Raw genomic sequence first — 16,906 nt, 5'->3', positions numbered from 1 at the left:
GATACAAGAGTTAATACTAAGTTATGATTGAATCATCCCTTAGCCCTTGGGCTCGTCTTATCTCATCTTTTGTGGCAAAGCAGGGGGTAGGTCGCTCCAGTGTTTTGTTATACCTATTTTGCTTGGTCTGCGCTTTAATCGTTTCTTGTACATATTATTATGTTGTGGAAGGAATGGTAAAGTGGGCTGATGTGATAGGCATTATGGTCTTTTCTGCACTGTCAGCGCCAATTTTTGTTTACGTTGTGATAGATCTAATTCAGCAGCTTCATGCTTCTTTTGCTTACTTAGAAAATGCAACTCAACAAGAAAAGCATCTAAATCAAAATCTTAGCGATAACATTCAAAGGCTAAATAATGAAATTGAAGAACGTAAAATGGCTTTTCATGCCAAACGACGTGCTATCGATGAATTAAGAAAAGAAATAGCCGAGCGGAAAAAAACTCAGCTTGAGCTCGCTGAGCAAGGGGTGTTGTTACGTTCGATTGTTGACTCATCTCCTGACTTATTTTATTACCGAGATGAGCAAGGCAACTTCGCGGGCTGTAATCGTAAGTTTGAAGAAGTGATGGGGATTGCTACCTCAGAGTTGATCGGAAAAAAAGCAGAAGAAATCTATTCCCCTTCATTATTACCCTCAGTGTTAAAAACAGACAAAGAAGTCGAGCAACAACAAGCTTCATTGACCTTAGATGTTGAATATAATGTAAATAATGAAGCGCGATGGTTTGAAATGCGCAAAGTTCCTTTCTTTAATGCCAAGCATGAATACATAGGTTTATTAGGTTTTGGCCGTGATATCACTTCGCGAAAAGAAGCTGAGCAAGCTTTAGAGCAAGCCTATAAAGATAAAGGGAAGTTTATTGCGACTTTGAGTCATGAGTTAAGAACGCCGTTAAATGGTATTGTGGGTTTAACGCGGATGTTACTTGAAACAGAGCTCTCAGCTAATCAACGCAGTTGGTGTAATACGGTTTTCTCAAGTGCAGAAACACTTGGTAATATTTTTAATGATATTATTGATTTAGATAAAGTTGACCGTGATCAGCTCGATATTGCATGTGAAAGTGTCAATGTTTCAGACTTTTTGAATGATGTGATTAACTTTGGAGGGTTAATCGCGCAACAAAAAGATTTACTGTTTAATGTTGAGCAGCATGGTGTTTTGGATATTTATGCTGAGATTGATCCCACTCGCTTACGACAGGTGTTATGGAACCTCATTAATAATGCAGTGAAGTTTACCCCAAGAGGTTCGGTTAAGCTTCGCTGCGTGCGTGAGTACCGAAAAGCTCAATCATGGTTGATGATTGAAGTCGTTGATACTGGGATTGGTATTGCCGTCGATCAGATCAATCGCATTTTTGATATGTACTATAAAGTGCCTGATATTAATAACAGTAATGCTCTTGGCTCTGGAATTGGACTCGCGGTTACTAAAGCATTAATTGAAGCGATGGATGGCGAGCTTACAGTTAAAAGCGAAATAGGTATTGGCAGCTGCTTCAAAATAGAAATACCGCTCAAGCTATCAAATGCGCCTCGAGAAGACGTTTATAGTGGACGCGGTCTCAATATTTTATTAGTCGAAGATGTGCCATTAAATGCAGAAATTGCAACAAACTTATTAGAACAGCGGGGGCATGAGGTGCTGTGGGCTGAAACCGGCGAGGATGCTTTAGCATTTGTTGAGACTGAAGATGATCTCGATCTCATCTTATTAGATATGCAATTACCTGACATCAATGGTGATGAAGTCGCTAGTATTATTCGTCAAGATCCTAATTTTGACCATTTACCTATTGTTGCTTTGACTGCAAACGTCCGTAGAGCGGAAGAAGATTTGGCGGGAATCCGTATTCAGGGGGCGCTCGCGAAGCCCATTAGTACAGTAAAGCTTGACCGAATGTTCGCTGAGCTCTTTTCTCATACCGCCCCTCAAGAACTGCCAATAGCACCGCCAATTCAGCAACTTGAGCTCTCCAGTGATTTGCTCGTACTTGAAACAATCAATGACTTCGTGAATTCAATGGGGGTAGGTGTTTTTGCAAAAAGCAGTCAACTGTTTAATAAGTTGTGGCCTCAGTACTTAAAGGAACTAGAAACGGCACTTACGGAACATGATTATGAAGAGTATAAGTCGGTTGCTCATAAGCTCAAAGGGGCAGCTGGTTCAGTTGGGCTACTCAAGGTACAAGCGAGTGCCAAAGAGATGGAGAATAAAGCCTTAGTCAGCACTGATGGGCAATTACAGAACTGGGTTGAGTGTTTACCAGCACAAATAAAAGAAGGGCTAGACGCCCTTCAAGAATATTTAGATAAGCTTACGAACTAGCTATCAAGTTTACCAATAAAGCGATAGCCTTCACCGTGAATTGTACTGATTAATTCAGCAGTGCTTTCATCACTTTCAAAGTGTTTACGAATACGACGAATTGTTACATCCACAGTGCGGTCATTAGCACGAAGCTCACGGCCTGTCATGTGCTTAATTAACTGCTCGCGACTAAAAATTCGCCCTGGAGAGTCAAGCATTAGACGTAAAGCTCGATACTCGCCTTTAGGTAAACGCTTAGCTTCGCCATTTGGTGAAGTTAAGCAGCGGCTATTTTCATCAAGCTCCCAACCATTAAAGGTCAATACACCATCTGAACCTAGCTCGCCTTCATCAGTTGAACTTGCGGTGCGAGTTAATAAATTTCGGGCACGAATTGTTAATTCTCGCGGATTGAACGGCTTGGTGATGTAATCATCAGCGCCAATTTCAAGCCCTAAAATACGATCGACATCGTTGTCACGGCCAGTTAAGAAAATTAAACCAATGTTACGCTTTTGACGCAATTCACGGGCTAAAATAAGTCCATTCTTTCCTGGTAAGTTGATGTCCATCACAACAAGATTGATATCATCGTTTGCTGAAATTTTCTCGTGCATATCTTCGCCATCAATGGCTTCTATTACTTTATATCCTTCAGCTTCGAATAAACTGACTAGGTTTAATCTAGTTACGTCTTCATCTTCAACGATAAGAATGACAGGCGTTTGCATTTTTAATAACCTTTTGGAAAAGTTTTATTTACAATTAATTCAAAAGATGTTAATTGAACGTAGATTGCATGATTATAGGGGCTATTCTATATGTTAACAAGTAAAATTACTCAGGATAAAATTTAGCGAGTGCTAGTAATCGAGAGCCAATTTTTAAATCACTATTGTTGAGTTTCTCTTTATTAATATACAGTTTAATTTTATTGCCTTCTTTAATCAGCGCAGCCAATCCACCTTGTTCAATAAAGCGAATATCTTCACCGATAATTACAATATTTGAATCTATTTTATTCAGCCAATCACGATTGATTTTAGAATAACTTAATTCATCCAAGTATATGATGTTGCATTGTTGATTTAGTTCAGTGGTTGCACTGATTTTTTCTAATAAATGAACAATGATCGGTTTGCCATGGCTAATTAATTTTGTATGGCTAGAAAGGAGTTGCGCGGGCCCATTATTTTTATCAAAAAAGCAAAATGAGACACCTTCACCGATAGGTTTGGAGAATTCAATAAATTTTGACATCTGAAATATAAATGCAGAGCGCACTTGTTCAATTGTTTTTGCTTTGCAGTTCATACTGGTTAATAAGAGTAGCAAGATGAGGGCTAATTTCATTCTATAACCCTTCATTTAATGGCAGTTCTATTACAAAATGAACGCCTTTATCGCTATCATCAAGCAAAATGATCGAGCCACCCAGTGCTTGAGTGATTAAATTATAAACTAGGTGCATGCCTAAACCGCTGCCACCTTCTCCGCGTCTTGTCGTGACAAAAGGATCAAAAATACGTTTCTTGATATGGTTTGGCATGCCTTTACCATCATCAAGGTAATCAATTCTAATCGCGTTATTTTCTGATTTGAAAACAATGTTAATGTTACCCGGTTTTTCTACGCTCAAGCCATGGATCAATGAATTGCTGATTAGGTTTTGAAAAATTTGTTGTAATGGACCTGATTTTGATTGAATAAGCAGGTTTTCTGGGCAATCAACATGAACTTGATGCGCACAAACACTTAACTCAGTTTTCATCGTAAGTAAAACGTTGTTAACTAACTCAGTGATATTGACTGAAGAAGCGAGCTCCGTATCTTGATTGACCGCGACTTGCTTAAAGCTTGAGACTAAATCTGCTGCACGATTAAGGTTACGGTAAATTAAGTCTAAATTCTCAATGCCATCGTTGATGAATCTTTCCATCTGTGATGCTGTTAGGGTTTTGCTATTAAAGGCGGTTTGAATTTCAGTTAATTTATCTTTGAGTAATGTGGAGCCTGTTACGCCGAGCCCAATAGGTGTATTAACTTCATGAGCCACCCCAGCTACCATCTGACCTAAAGAGGCCATTTTTTCATTTTCAACAATTTTGTTTTGATATTGATGCATCCGCTCTAGGGTATTGAGAAGTTCTTGGTTGGCTTCTTTAAGTGCAGTTGTCCGGTGGTTAACCTTTTCTTCGAGGTTTTGGTTAAGTTGACGAATTTCTAATTCGTCTTTTTTCTGACGTTCAAGCTGGGCTTTAGTGCGAGAAAATAAAATATTAAGATTCGAGCCTAATTGGTTTAGTTCAGATATCTCTGCGTGCGGTGCATGAACATCGTAATTTTTATTTTTTGACACTTCTTGCACGAGTTTAGTTAGGGCTTCTATGGGGAGTGTAAAACGTCGTTGGATCCGGATGGTGATCAAAAACACCAGTAATAACACAGACAGCGCCACAATCACATTGATGATGAGTTTTTCGTTAATATACGTATCTAGCGCGCTTAAACCACCGCGGATATACACATACCCTTGTGTGATGCCTTCAAAAGCAATAGGCCGAACAATATCGATATGATGTTCAATAAATACTGGCTTAGTAGCATTGGCGAGTTTGCCTATGCGTGTTGGAATGGGCGGGATATTTGTGGCATTAAAACTGGCGAAAAATGTTACTTCATCTGTGAATTCATCAATTTTATAAATGTGAATATTTTCGATAACTGTCGCAGCTCGAAATCCTTCTAAGCGCTTTTTTTCTGTTTCTTTATCATCAAAAAGCAATGAAACCTGTGCGTTAAATGCAATAATATCGGCGTAAGTTGCGAGTTTTTCGAGTGCAAAGCTGCGTTGTTTTTCGATGTCTAGGTAGGTAGAAACAGAAATAGACAAAACAAGACAAAGAGTCGTGATCAGCATGACGGTTCTGATTAAAGCTTTTTGTATGCTTATGGTATGACTGATTCCCGACATATACTTATCAACATCGCCTATAGTTTAGCTAACACATTTAATGTTAAATCTAATCTGTGCGTTAAGCAATGAATTAAAAGTGCATTGTTCATCACAAGATTTTTTATTTTATCTTCAAAATCTAGATGTTGGCAGCTGTTTTTACAAGTATTTCACCCAAGGCTGATATTATTTCTCACAAACCATGGCTAGCAATAGTCGACGGTTTAACTCTCGACTCGATAAACGGTGAATTTAGTGTTTTTGCATACTTGCTGATACTGGCCAAACGCTTGTTCTAATAAAGGCGGGTATTTTAGAAAGCTATTGGCAACTATGGTCACTGTGCCATTTGGCTTTAGCACTTTTTTTGCCTCTTTGATAAAGGTTTCAGTGATATCGTAGTCAGTACTCAGTCCTGTATGGAAAGGTGGGTTAGTGACTATATGGTCGACTTTATCAGTCAGTTTTTGTAGCCCATTACTGAGGAGTACATTTCCGTCTATTTGGTTTGCTCGTAAGGTCAATTCAGTCGCTTTGGCTGCAAAGGCACTGACATCTAAACATAGAAAAGACAAATGAGGGTTGGTTTTACCTAAATAAGCCGATATCACCCCTGCACCACAGCCAAAATCTAATACAACACCTGAAGATGGTGGGGTGATGTGATTGAGTAATAATTCGGTTCCTTTATCCAGCGCACCATGATTGAATACTCCTGGCATGCTCATTACGTCAATGCTGATGCCGTTAAGTGTTACATTAAATCGTTTGAAATAATGACTTAACTCAAAATTAGGATTGGGAGTTAATTGACTAAACTGATATAAAGCGCAATGACGTGCAGAATCGATTTTACGGCCAAACTTTGCATGATCTTTGAGTTGCTTTTCTGATGACTTAACGCCGCCCTTGTTATCGCCGACTATCAGTAAGCGTGTATTCGGGTCAGAAATAGCACGAATGTTATCCATTAACATCAGCGCTTCTGGTTTGGCTTTTGGGTAGTAAAAAATCACTAGCTCAAAGCACTGTTCAGGTAATTGCGTGGCTAAACTTACCTCAATCCCAGATTGTGTGTTAGCCCAATCAGCATTTGCAAAGTTACTTGTAAAAGCAGTGATTTTCGCATTTGGTACAAGCGTTTTTAATGCGGCTAAAAAACCATCTTGCTCAAAGTTAATTACTAAAATAGACGAGGCTGAGAGTGCTTGTTCGTTACGTAATAGAACTTGGCTTGGGTTGGTTAACATCGTTAAATCACTCATATAAAAATGGCAAAAAGCCAATGAATTCATTGGCTCAATTAACACCTAAAAGACATCAGTCTTTATTTAGGCGGTACGTTCAAACATTAAATCCCATACCCCATGGCCTAAGCGGTGACCACGTTGCTCAAATTTAGTTAAAGGGCGAAAGTCAGGGCGCGGCATGTAGTCTTTTGTTTCAGACAAATTGTTGTAACCTGGCGCCACCTGCATAACTTCTAGCATATGCTCTGCATAGTTTTCCCAATCAGTCGCCATATGGAAAACACCACCTATCTTAAGTTTTTGACGTAAACTCTCAGCAAACGCAGCTTGTACAATACGACGTTTATGATGACGCTTTTTGTGCCATGGATCAGGGAAAAATAGCTGTAAACCCGCTAACGCACCATCGGCGATACAATCGGCCAAGACTTCGATGGCATCATGCTCAAATACACGCAAATTCGTAATACCAGCTTCTGCTGCATCAGCTAAACAGGCACCAACACCTGGTCGATGGACTTCAATGCCGATAAAGTTTTTATCTGGTGATTTGGCGGCCATTTCAACTAAAGATTTACCCATACCAAAACCAATTTCTAAGATAACGTCATTATCATTGCCAAAAACTTGGCTTAAATCGAGTCGCCCATTTTTATGCTCTAGGCCCATTGTTGCCCAGTTTTGATCAATGGCACTGGCTTGACCTTTGGTTAAACGACCTTCACGCTTAACAAAACTACGGATGGTGCGGATAAACTTACCGTCTTGCTCTGCTTGTTCAAGCGAGTTTTTAAGCTGTTCACTCATATTTCAATTACCTGGAAAAATTGGGTCGCATATTATCCCTTTAAGTCTGCGCGATCACAAGTAAATCCCTTGACCTTTTTGTTTGTGACAATAGACTGACAGCAATTTAGTTCCATAGAAGTGGTTTAGATGGAAATCAATAGAGATTTAGCAACTTGGTTTGCCGATCAAGTAGTCGATTGGTATGAGCTCTACGGGCGTAAAACCCTTCCTTGGCAATTAGCAAAAACGCCTTATAAAGTGTGGGTTTCGGAGATTATGCTTCAGCAGACTCAAGTGGCGACCGTTATTCCATACTTTGAACGTTTTATGAAACGCTTTGCGACTATTGAAGCGCTTGCAAATGCGTCTGAAGATGAAGTTCTCCATCATTGGACTGGCCTAGGTTATTATGCCCGAGCTCGAAACTTACATAAAACAGCTAAGATTATTACTGAGCAATTTCAAGGGGTCTTTCCATCTGATATCGAACAGGTGATCGCACTACCGGGGATTGGCCGTTCGACGGCAGGGGCGATATTATCGTTATCTTTGGCTCAGCATCATCCTATTTTAGATGGCAATGTTAAACGAGTGTTGGCGCGCTTTTTTACAGTTGAGGGCTGGTATGGAAATAAAAAGGTTGAAAATAACCTTTGGCAATTATCAGAACAAATTACTCCAAAAAATAATGTTACCCAGTTCAATCAAGCCATGATGGATCTAGGGTCGAGTTTATGCTCGCGCGCTAAATATGATTGTGATCCTTGTCCATTAAATACCCGCTGTAGTGCTTTTGCACAAGGTGTTGTTAAAGCTTTTCCCCATTCAAAACCGAAAAAATCAGTGCCAGAGAAATCCTGCTTTATGCTAATTCTGCATCATCAGAATTCGCTGTTGCTTGAACGCAGACCCAACGCAGGTATTTGGGGAGGGTTACATTGTTTTTTTGAATTTGAAACAAAAGAGCGACTCCTCGCGTATTTGGCGCAAAAAGGCATCACAGAATTTGCGCATGATGCCGATTCTTTTACGCATGTTTTTAGCCATTTTAAGTTGACGATTACGCCAGTGGTAGTTTGTTTAGGTGCACCTCTTAAAGAAATCTCTGACAATAATGAGATTTGGTATGATTTGCAGTCGCCACCAAAAGTTGGCCTTGCAACACCGACAAAGAAATTGATTAAAGATTTTAATCAATTGAAATCAGCGATAGAATAAAGCCCTATCAGACTATTGAGGTATCACAATGGCACGTACAGTATTTTGTCAAAAGCTACAAAAAGAAGCTGAGGGTTTAGCGTTTCAACTCTACCCTGGTGAAGTGGGTGAAAAGATATTTAACAATATTTCCAAAGAAGCTTGGGCCCAGTGGCAGCATAAACAAACTATGCTTATTAATGAAAAACATCTAAATATGATGGATTTAGAGCATAGAAAGTTTTTAGAAGAACAAATGGTCGGCTTCTTGTTTGAAGGTAAAGAAGTTGAAATAGAGGGCTATAAGCCAGTATAAGAATAGGAGACTAAGGTCTCCTTTTTTATGATTCGTTTTGCTCAAGAAGCTGAACGATAAATTGTTTAGCTTCGAAGAAGTGTTGCTCAATATCGTCTCTAAAGTGCTCAATCACTTGATGATCCATATTCTGTTTGGAGCATTCAGACTCAAGATCTTGTGCAGAATTAGCCAGTTTAAACGCGCCAATAGTTTGCGCAGTTGATTTTAATTGATGGGCAATACTTGCTAACTCGCCAAACTCATCGTGTATCACCGCCGACTTGAGCTGTTGCATCATGCCATTGCCGTGTTCGATAAACATATTGAGAAAATGCGCATGCTGTGAGCGATCTTCACCAATGTAACTTGTTAGTCTTTCTAGATCGATAGGTTGTACGACTTTCTCTGATTCTATGGGTAACCAGTGAGAAATAACCTTTTCGAGTACATTTAACTCGACTGGTTTGGTGATGTAATCATTCATACCATGAGATAAACACTTCTCACGCTCACCTTTTAAAGCATTTGCTGTGATTGCGATAATGATACTTTCTGATTCTAAATCAGCGCGTTCAGGGCCTTCATCACGAATAGCCTTGGTTAAATCATAGCCAGACATTTTAGGCATATGTAAATCAGTTAACACTAATGAATAACTGCCCTCTCGCCACATTCTCAATCCTTGCTCACCATCGTTTGCAACTTCAACCCCATAACCAAGTAAGTGCAGTTGATCTGTAATAACTTGTTGATTCATTAGATTGTCTTCAACTAGTAAAATGAGTTGGTTACTTAACCGCGCACTTTCAACAGATTGATACTGATTAAATGTTTTGCTCGATTTGATTGTTTTAGGCTGATGTAAGCCAAATGCAATAAACAAAGAGTTAAATAAACTGCTTTTGCATAGTGGTAATGCATTTAGATAAAATACATTTTTGCAAGTTAGTTTTGCTTCACTAAGTTTACTTAAAACTATAACTTGCTGTTGGTTTTCTTCTAGCAGGTAACTTAAACGACGCAACTGTTTATTCACTTCTTCCATATCGTGCATGCCATTGATTAACCATACTAAACCCTCAGAGTTCTGCCACTTTTGTTCAGCGTCAATTTGTTGGTACTCATAGACTTGCGCCCCTAAAAAGTCTAAATAACGTTTTACATAGTCTTTTTGTGCTTTTTCAGGGCTATATAAAGCAATCTTTTTTCCTTTAAGGCGGTTTTTATGCTCGATAGTGGCACCATCACTGAGCGTGAAAGGAATGCTAATGCAAAACTCACTACCAATACCAATTTCACTGCTAACTTTTATTTGGCCATACATGAGTTCAGTGAGGCTTTTACAGATAGATAAACCTAGACCTGTTCCACCAAATTCGCGGGTTATACTGTCTTCGGCTTGACTGAAAGGTTGGAAAATTCGTGCTAGCTGAACTTTGCTCATCCCGCGGCCGTTATCAGAAATTCTGAAATCTACAGTATTAAAATCATGATTTTTATTTGCTAAAAGTACCTCGATAGCAACCGTACCGACTCGATCATCAGTTGAACTCGTGAACTTAATTGCATTACTACACAAATTATATAGTACTTGCCTGACGCGAACAGGATCACCTAGTAATCCTTGTGGAATATTTGGGTCGATAAACAGATTTAGTTCTAAATTATTTTTATGTGCAATGGATGACATAACCCGCGACACTTCTTCAACGATTTGAGGAACAGAAAAAGCCACATAATCGATGTGTAATTTTCCAGCTTCGATTTTAGAAAAATCTAAGATGTCATCTAGTATGCCAAGTAATGAAAACGCAGAATCTCGAATAATACTGCTTAATCGAAATTGCGCACCGCTGAGTTCGGTATGGCGTAATAAATCAATTGTGCCAATTATACCGTTCATAGGAGTACGAATTTCATGACTCATAGTGGCTAAGAAGGTTGTTTTTGTCTCGTTGGCTTGCTCTGCAGACAATATTGCTTTTTCGAGCTCTTGAGTTCGATTGATAACTTGTCTTTCAAGATTAACCTGAAGGCTATGCAATTGCTCTTCAGCTTTATTGTGCAAATCTTCGTTTTCTTTGACGCTCAGTAGTAAATTATTGATCAGGAGTGCTAAGTTTTTTAGCCCTAAACCAATATCTGTCGATACACTTAAGTGGTAATCCTTTTTTTCTGTAATAAGAATGAGCTCATCAGCGAGTTTTTGTGAATTAGTTTGAATTCGTTTGGCAACAAAAATAGGTAAATAAAACCAAGCTAAAAGTGCAACAACACACGTTATAGCTAAAAATATAAAAAATTGTGTGAAACTCGGCTTTTCCTTTTTATGCTCAATGATAAGTAAGCCAGTGACAGAGTCATTTACTTCAAGCAAATGCTCAATTGTTATGGAGTCGTCTTGCTCGGTAACTTTATTTGCCAATGTGGGATCTAATGTTTTCTTAACGGTTTGGCTTACGAGCTGTAATTCACCGGACTTGGTTTTTCTGTACAGGTGCAACTCGAGAGCTGGGTTGATAGCTTTTGCAGAAAACAAGATTTGAATTGCGGTATTATAACCAAACAAATTTATAGAGTCTGCAAGAGGGCGATCTATTTTGTTAGCAATATCAACCAGTTGTTCTTTAGCTGTTTGGCCTGTTTTAGTTGGGAATAATGAACTAGTGTATCCAGTGCATATGATGACCAGAAGAAGTGCAATAAACAGAATGCTGTGTAATCCTTTGATAGGGGAAAGAGAATTGTTGTTCATTTTGTAAATATTCCTGACTAGTAAAAAAGCATTGTTTTGGCACAGAGTCACTAATATATTACTAAAACGTGTCATTAGTCTAATGCTAAGTCTCTATTTTATAGGTAACTTTTTGGGTAATCGCAACATTCTCTGCAGTTTTCTTTTTTTGTTGTTTATTTTGAAACAGTAATGGAGGAGATTGAGCTGAATTTATAGGCTGAATTATATTGACCATGCTGTGTTGTTTGAAAATTGGGCAAACAAACCAACCATTCAAAAAAGGTGTTGACTTAGAAAAGCAAAAAACGTCTAATACGCCGCACGCCTCGATAGCTCAGTCGGTAGAGCAGAGGATTGAAAATCCTCGTGTCCCTGGTTCGATTCCGGGTCGAGGCACCATTTATTTATGGTGCACAGGCGTAGTATCGTACTTTTAACTAAGTACAGAGAATTTAGTGTGCCGACTTAGCTCAGCTGGTAGAGCAACTGACTTGTAATCAGTAGGTCAACCGTTCGACTCGGTTAGTCGGCACCATTTTTAAAGCGAACTTAAGCGAAGTAACTGTAATTAGTCACGCAGTTTAAGTAAGCCGTTCGACTTGTAAAGTCGAAAAATGTTTTCGCCTTTAGGTAGCACAGATATTGTGCCTCGATAGCTCAGTCGGTAGAGCAGAGGATTGAAAATCCTCGTGTCCCTGGTTCGATTCCGGGTCGAGGCACCATTAACCTCACTTGATGAGGTTTTTTTAACAACAGAATTTAGTGTGCCGACTTAGCTCAGCTGGTAGAGCAACTGACTTGTAATCAGTAGGTCAACCGTTCGACTCGGTTAGTCGGCACCATTTTAAAGCGAATTTAAGCAAGTAGCAGTAATCAGTCACTCAGTTTAAGTAAGCCGCTCGACTTGTAAAGTCGAAAAATGTATTCGCCTTTAGGCAGCACAGATATTGTGCCTCGATAGCTCAGTCGGTAGAGCAGAGGATTGAAAATCCTCGTGTCCCTGGTTCGATTCCGGGTCGAGGCACCATTTATTAGCTCATTAGAGCGTGTTTGGAATAACACAAAAAATTTAGTGTGCCGACTTAGCTCAGCTGGTAGAGCAACTGACTTGTAATCAGTAGGTCAACCGTTCGACTCGGTTAGTCGGCACCATTTTTAAAGTGAACTTAAGTGAAGTAACTGTAATCAGTCACTCAGTTTAAGTAAGCCGTTCGGCTTGTTAAGTCGAAGTGCTATATTCGCCTTTAAGGCAGCACAGATATTGTGCCTCGATAGCTCAGTCGGTAGAGCAGAGGATTGAAAATCCTCGTGTCCCTGGTTCGATTCCGGGTCGAGGCACCATTTATTAGCTCATTAGAGCGTGTTTGAAATAACACAAAAAATTTAGTGTGCCGACTTAGCTCAGCTGGTAGAGCAACTGACTTGTAATCAGTAGGTCAACCGTTCGACTCGGTTAGTCGGCACCATTTATTCGCCTTTAAAGGCAGCACAGACATTGTGCCTCGATAGCTCAGTCGGTAGAGCAGAGGATTGAAAATCCTCGTGTCCCTGGTTCGATTCCGGGTCGAGGCACCATCCATTTAAAGCCAAACACTTGTTTGGCTTTTTTTGTGGCTGAAAAAAAACTTTCATAATGCCTATTTTCGGCCTCTCTAACATATCTCTCTTTGAGCAAATTTATCTATCTGGGTATTTTCAAGCCCTTAAATTGTTTCTCTTTTTTGGTTTTCTGTTGCTTTTGTTCTGCGACGATTTTAATTGTTCGCTCAGCATAAGGATCAGGGATCACCATTTGAATTAACGAACCGAGGGCAAATGCGAGCGCTTTTTGCTTTTTAGCGGCTCTGATAAGGCTTGGTATCGACAGTGCAAACAGCAAAAAGGAGGCAAAAGGTGCCGAATAAACGAGGAGTACAGGTAAGTTTACTTGTAAAAAACAGGCACAAAAATCGGAAATGTTTTGGTAAATAGTCATAAAAATCAAATAGCTTAAGTTCATAGCATGCTCATAAAATAAAAATATTGAATCAACAGCAAGCACAACTCAAAGAGTGTCTTTGAGCAGGGAAAAGGTGCTTGTTTAAAAAATAAGACAGGTGAGTAGGACTATTTTTGATGAGTCGATTTTTGGCTAAGGAGTCCTCTTAGCAGTTTTAAGCGAATTGAACTGGTTTTGACTGACCAAAACCGCTCAAGAAAGAGTCCCAAATGGCAAATGTTGAGTGGCTGTTTGACTTGTACGAGTATTAAAAAGGCGTGAAGTTTTTTGGTTTGATAAGTTAAATAAAATTGATTGCGTATTTTATGGAATAAAACCGAGACGCTATAACTAGGTAATGGAGATTGATTATTGCGAGTCTGGCCGGTATTTGCTTGACCAAATACTAAAATGGATGCACTGATCACAATGTAAATCCATTTAAGCCACGGCATCGCGAATCCTTGAGAATGTAAAAATGAGAATGTAACAGATATTGGGGTATACACTTTATTATCAATAACAGAAAACTATTTTAATTTTTCTGCGTACCAATGAAATGTAAGTGTATGTAAAGTTAGTTGAGACTAGATTTACTCAACGATTACACTCTCACTAATGATCAACGTGCAGTTGATATCTTTTTTCATTAACGGGGAATTAAATGGGCGTAAATATTAAACCCGTAGTAATAGGTATTAGTTTAGTGCTCGGCGGCTGTATCAGCACCGATAAAATAATGCCTGATTACCAAAATCAACTAAATGTACCTGACAATTGGCAACAAAATAATGGTTCAGAATCGATAGAAAATAACTGGTTATCTCAGTTAGAAGATCCTCAAATACAGCAACTAGTCACCAAAGCACTCGATAACAATCATTTGCTTAAAGCGCAGGCGTATACGGTTGCTATTAAAGAACAGCAATTAATTGCTTCAGGTGCCGCATTTTGGCCAAGTTTAGACTTATCAATGCGAAGCGCACGTAGTAAAACCAATCAGCCTGTAAACTACAGTAATAGCCACTCACTCAATTTCAATCTCAGCTATGAGCTGGATATTTGGGGTAAATTGTCTGATGCAGAGCAGCAAGCGAACCTAGAATACTTAGCGCAAACAGCCAGTTTTGAACAAGCAAAACAAACGTTAGTCGCTGAAGTGGTCACGGCCTGGTTTAAGATTATTGAAGCTGAAAAGCTCATGGCTTTGTATCAAGGGCGAGTTAGCAATGCACAGCAAAATCTAACCATTATTGAATCTGGGTATCAGCAAGGTCTGAGCAGTGCCTTAGATGTGTATTTAACCCGAAACGAGCTTAATAACGAACGCTCTCGCGTCGCAAGCCAACAAGCTTTGCTGAGCCAAGCCAAAAGAGTGCTAGAGCGTTTAGTTGGCGAGTATCCTGAAGGGGGAATTACGGTTGATGCCGAATTGCCATTATTAATGACAGAGATTCCAACCGGCTTGCCATCACATTTAATCACTCGAAAACCCGCACTAATTGCTAGTTGGTATCAATTGTTGAGCAAAGATGCGGCACTGGCCTATGCGCACAAACAGCGGTTTCCAAGTATCAATTTAACGACCACATTAGGCAATAGCAGCGCTGAAATCGATGAACTTTTGTCGCCATCTTCATTGGCTTGGTCATTAATTGGTGGCATATCAGCGCCACTTTTTAATGGCGGGCGTTTAGCGGCAAATGAACAGCGGGCACGTTTAGAGCGCGAGCAATCAGAACAAACCTACCTTAATAGCTTATTTGATGCCTTTAGTGTGGTCGAAAATGCACTCACCGCAGAGCAAAGCCTTCAGCAGCGTTATTTTGCAACCTTGGCAGCACAAGAAAACGCATTAGCAGCGGAGGCATTATCGTTTGAACAATATCAAAGTGGTTTGGTTGAATACACCACCGTTCTAGAGTCACAAAAACGAGCTTTTGATGCGCAAAGCTCAGTAATTCAAATAAAAACACAGCTCATTACCAATCGAATCAATTTGCATTTAGCACTCGGCGGTGATTTTGCAAAATCGACCTCCACAGACATAAAAGCGAAGTAGCCCGTGAAAATGAATAAAAAAACTCTTTTACCGATAGGGATCATTGTTGTCACTATCGTGTTATTTAAATTGATAACTGCTAACCCACCAACAAGCGCGCGTGGTAAACCTTCGGCTGCGCCGCAAATGACTGTGGATGTGTTACCGATTAAACCGCAGCAATATCAGGTGGCTATTAACAGTTACGGGGTCGTGCAACCTCGTACGCAAAGTGTGTTGGTCGCTCAAGCCAGTGGTCAAATCACACATACCAGTAGCCAATTCCGTGATGGCGGCTTTTTTGAAGCTGGCGATGTGCTGATACAACTCGATGATCGCGATCACAAAGCGGAAGTTAAAATTGCGCAATCAAGCTTAATGTCTGCCAAACAAGGACTCCTTGAAGAGCAAGCTCGGGTGAAGCAGGCTTTGGCAGATTGGCAGCGTTTAGGTAATGGCCAGCAGGCCAATGCACTGGTACTACGTGAACCGCAACTAGAAGCAGCCAAAGCCAAAGTGCTCTCTGCAGAAGCGCAGCTCGAAAAAGCACAATTAACGCTAGAACGCACACAAATAGTCGCACCGTATGCGGGACGCATCTTGAAAAAACAAGTCGATTTAGGTCAAGTGGTGAGTAATAACGCGCAACTTGCCAGTATTTATGCCGTAGATTACGTTGAAATTCGACTACCAATCAAAAACAAAGATTTAGAGCTGATCACCTTGCCTGAGCAATTTCGTGATGTTGCACAAACGCCACTTGGCAGCGAAGTTGCCTTTCGATCAGACTTAGTGCGTGACCAAATGTGGCAAGGGCGAGTGGTACGCACTGAAAGTGCCATTGATACCTCCTCTCAACAGTTGTACGTCGTGGCACAAATTGATGACCCTTATCAGGCAAAGCTCAATCAAATTTCACCGATTAAAATAGGCCAGTACGTGAGTGCCCAAATTCAAGGTAAAACCCTAGAGAATGTCATTGTGATCCCAAATAGTGCTATTTATCAAGGTAGTTACGTGTACACAGTGAATCAAGGAATTTTAAAGCGCAAAGATATAACACTGCGTTGGCAAAATGCCCACGATGCCATTGTTGCCGCAGGGTTAGAGCAAAATGAATTACTAGTGACTACTGCGCTTGGGCAAGTGAGTTCAGGCACACCTGTAAAAGTGAATGGCCAAGACTTGCCAACGGGCGCTGTAGAGCAAAAAAGTGACCGCCGAGCTCGATTAGAGCAAGCTGCAAAAGAGCGTGGAATAACAGTCGACGAGCTGATCGCAGAGCGTAAAAAAGCCCGAGCTGCTGAAGGGGCCAAATAACATGAAGTTAATGCAACGCCTT

Annotated in this window: 13 protein-coding genes and 9 tRNA genes; 14 read left to right on the top strand and 8 right to left on the bottom strand. The window is 40.1% G+C overall.

Features of this window, described 5'->3' with window-relative positions; genetic code table 11:
- Positions 1 to 23 precede the first annotated feature (23 nt).
- Positions 24 to 2,336: an aerobic respiration two-component sensor histidine kinase ArcB gene (arcB, locus tag AC3KVK_RS12305; protein WP_490313421.1), complete on the top strand. Its 2,313-nt coding sequence runs from the start codon at positions 24 to 26 to the stop codon at positions 2,334 to 2,336.
- Here the strand turns inward: arcB and arcA are convergent.
- The 5 genes from arcA to trmB form a co-directional block, all read right to left on the bottom strand.
- Complete coding sequence (arcA, locus tag AC3KVK_RS12300; protein WP_490313420.1) at positions 2,333 to 3,049, bottom strand: two-component system response regulator ArcA; 717 nt, start codon at positions 3,047 to 3,049, stop codon at positions 2,333 to 2,335. The genes arcB and arcA overlap by 4 nt on opposite strands.
- 106 nt (positions 3,050 to 3,155) lie before the next feature.
- The gene (locus AC3KVK_RS12295) at positions 3,156 to 3,671 is read right to left on the bottom strand and encodes a YfiR family protein (RefSeq protein WP_490313419.1); all 516 of its coding nucleotides are present in this window, start codon (positions 3,669 to 3,671) and stop codon (positions 3,156 to 3,158) included.
- Position 3,672: 1 nt separating this feature from the next.
- Complete coding sequence (locus tag AC3KVK_RS12290) at positions 3,673 to 5,238, bottom strand: sensor histidine kinase (RefSeq protein ID WP_490313418.1); 1,566 nt, start codon at positions 5,236 to 5,238, stop codon at positions 3,673 to 3,675.
- Between the two features lie 260 nt (positions 5,239 to 5,498).
- A complete protein-coding gene (locus AC3KVK_RS12285; RefSeq protein WP_490313417.1) occupies positions 5,499 to 6,569 on the bottom strand; it encodes a methyltransferase in 1,071 nt (356 codons plus the stop codon).
- Positions 6,570 to 6,605: 36 nt separating this feature from the next.
- On the bottom strand, positions 6,606 to 7,331 hold the full coding sequence (gene trmB / locus AC3KVK_RS12280; RefSeq protein ID WP_490313416.1) for a tRNA (guanosine(46)-N7)-methyltransferase TrmB: 726 nt from the start codon (positions 7,329 to 7,331) through the stop codon (positions 6,606 to 6,608).
- 129 nt (positions 7,332 to 7,460) lie between these two features.
- Between trmB and mutY the strand changes: the two genes are divergently transcribed.
- Together mutY and AC3KVK_RS12270 are read left to right on the top strand one after the other, a co-directional pair.
- Positions 7,461 to 8,531, top strand: a complete 1,071-nt coding sequence (gene mutY, locus AC3KVK_RS12275; protein ID WP_490313415.1) for an A/G-specific adenine glycosylase — start codon at positions 7,461 to 7,463, stop codon at positions 8,529 to 8,531.
- Positions 8,532 to 8,559: 28 nt separating this feature from the next.
- Complete coding sequence (locus tag AC3KVK_RS12270; RefSeq protein ID WP_490313414.1) at positions 8,560 to 8,826, top strand: oxidative damage protection protein; 267 nt, start codon at positions 8,560 to 8,562, stop codon at positions 8,824 to 8,826.
- Positions 8,827 to 8,851: 25 nt separating this feature from the next.
- On the opposite strand, the gene AC3KVK_RS12265 is transcribed toward AC3KVK_RS12270, so the two are convergent.
- On the bottom strand, positions 8,852 to 11,563 hold the full coding sequence (locus tag AC3KVK_RS12265; RefSeq protein WP_490313413.1) for a hybrid sensor histidine kinase/response regulator: 2,712 nt from the start codon (positions 11,561 to 11,563) through the stop codon (positions 8,852 to 8,854).
- Between the two features lie 305 nt (positions 11,564 to 11,868).
- On the opposite strand from AC3KVK_RS12265, the gene AC3KVK_RS12260 reads away from it, so the two are divergent.
- From AC3KVK_RS12260 to AC3KVK_RS12220, 9 genes are all read left to right on the top strand, one after another.
- Positions 11,869 to 11,944: transfer RNA gene (locus AC3KVK_RS12260), tRNA-Phe, on the top strand.
- 60 nt (positions 11,945 to 12,004) lie between these two features.
- Positions 12,005 to 12,080: transfer RNA gene (locus tag AC3KVK_RS12255), tRNA-Thr, on the top strand.
- 111 nt (positions 12,081 to 12,191) lie between these two features.
- Positions 12,192 to 12,267 (top strand) — tRNA-Phe (locus tag AC3KVK_RS12250).
- Between the two features lie 44 nt (positions 12,268 to 12,311).
- A tRNA-Thr gene (locus AC3KVK_RS12245) sits at positions 12,312 to 12,387 on the top strand.
- Positions 12,388 to 12,496: 109 nt separating this feature from the next.
- Positions 12,497 to 12,572, top strand: a tRNA-Phe gene (locus AC3KVK_RS12240).
- 49 nt (positions 12,573 to 12,621) lie between these two features.
- Positions 12,622 to 12,697, top strand: a tRNA-Thr gene (locus tag AC3KVK_RS12235).
- A gap of 113 nt (positions 12,698 to 12,810) precedes the next feature.
- A tRNA-Phe gene (locus AC3KVK_RS12230) sits at positions 12,811 to 12,886 on the top strand.
- A gap of 49 nt (positions 12,887 to 12,935) precedes the next feature.
- A tRNA-Thr gene (locus tag AC3KVK_RS12225) sits at positions 12,936 to 13,011 on the top strand.
- A 33-nt stretch (positions 13,012 to 13,044) separates the two neighbouring features.
- Positions 13,045 to 13,120, top strand: a tRNA-Phe gene (locus AC3KVK_RS12220).
- 106 nt (positions 13,121 to 13,226) lie between these two features.
- Here AC3KVK_RS12220 and AC3KVK_RS12215 read toward each other — a convergent pair.
- Positions 13,227 to 13,544: a hypothetical protein gene (locus AC3KVK_RS12215; RefSeq protein ID WP_490313116.1), complete on the bottom strand. Its 318-nt coding sequence runs from the start codon at positions 13,542 to 13,544 to the stop codon at positions 13,227 to 13,229.
- A 107-nt stretch (positions 13,545 to 13,651) separates the two neighbouring features.
- A complete protein-coding gene (locus AC3KVK_RS12210) occupies positions 13,652 to 13,978 on the bottom strand; it encodes a hypothetical protein (RefSeq protein ID WP_490313117.1) in 327 nt (108 codons plus the stop codon).
- A 209-nt stretch (positions 13,979 to 14,187) separates the two neighbouring features.
- On the opposite strand from AC3KVK_RS12210, the gene AC3KVK_RS12205 reads away from it, so the two are divergent.
- Positions 14,188 to 15,585, top strand: a complete 1,398-nt coding sequence (locus tag AC3KVK_RS12205; RefSeq protein WP_490313118.1) for an efflux transporter outer membrane subunit — start codon at positions 14,188 to 14,190, stop codon at positions 15,583 to 15,585.
- A 9-nt stretch (positions 15,586 to 15,594) separates the two neighbouring features.
- Positions 15,595 to 16,884: an efflux RND transporter periplasmic adaptor subunit gene (locus AC3KVK_RS12200; protein WP_490313119.1), complete on the top strand. Its 1,290-nt coding sequence runs from the start codon at positions 15,595 to 15,597 to the stop codon at positions 16,882 to 16,884.
- Positions 16,885 to 16,906 lie beyond the last annotated feature (22 nt).

This window comes from Pseudoalteromonas sp. J2K-J979 (genome assembly GCF_058169715.2).
This window is presented reverse-complemented; position numbering and strand designations above follow the sequence as displayed.

Coding starts and splice junctions, on each gene's coding strand:
- arcA (WP_490313420.1), bottom strand. CDS start 3,049: ATGCAAACGCCTGTCATTCTTATCGTTGAAGATGAAGACGTAACTAGA.
- AC3KVK_RS12210 (WP_490313117.1), bottom strand. CDS start 13,978: ATGCCGTGGCTTAAATGGATTTACATTGTGATCAGTGCATCCATTTTA.
- AC3KVK_RS12290 (WP_490313418.1), bottom strand. CDS start 5,238: ATGCTGATCACGACTCTTTGTCTTGTTTTGTCTATTTCTGTTTCTACC.
- AC3KVK_RS12205 (WP_490313118.1), top strand. CDS start 14,188: ATGGGCGTAAATATTAAACCCGTAGTAATAGGTATTAGTTTAGTGCTC.
- AC3KVK_RS12285 (WP_490313417.1), bottom strand. CDS start 6,569: ATGAATTCATTGGCTTTTTGCCATTTTTATATGAGTGATTTAACGATG.
- arcB (WP_490313421.1), top strand. CDS start 24: ATGATTGAATCATCCCTTAGCCCTTGGGCTCGTCTTATCTCATCTTTT.
- mutY (WP_490313415.1), top strand. CDS start 7,461: ATGGAAATCAATAGAGATTTAGCAACTTGGTTTGCCGATCAAGTAGTC.
- AC3KVK_RS12200 (WP_490313119.1), top strand. CDS start 15,595: ATGAATAAAAAAACTCTTTTACCGATAGGGATCATTGTTGTCACTATC.
- trmB (WP_490313416.1), bottom strand. CDS start 7,331: ATGAGTGAACAGCTTAAAAACTCGCTTGAACAAGCAGAGCAAGACGGT.
- AC3KVK_RS12265 (WP_490313413.1), bottom strand. CDS start 11,563: ATGAACAACAATTCTCTTTCCCCTATCAAAGGATTACACAGCATTCTG.
- AC3KVK_RS12295 (WP_490313419.1), bottom strand. CDS start 3,671: ATGAAATTAGCCCTCATCTTGCTACTCTTATTAACCAGTATGAACTGC.
- AC3KVK_RS12270 (WP_490313414.1), top strand. CDS start 8,560: ATGGCACGTACAGTATTTTGTCAAAAGCTACAAAAAGAAGCTGAGGGT.
- AC3KVK_RS12215 (WP_490313116.1), bottom strand. CDS start 13,544: ATGAACTTAAGCTATTTGATTTTTATGACTATTTACCAAAACATTTCC.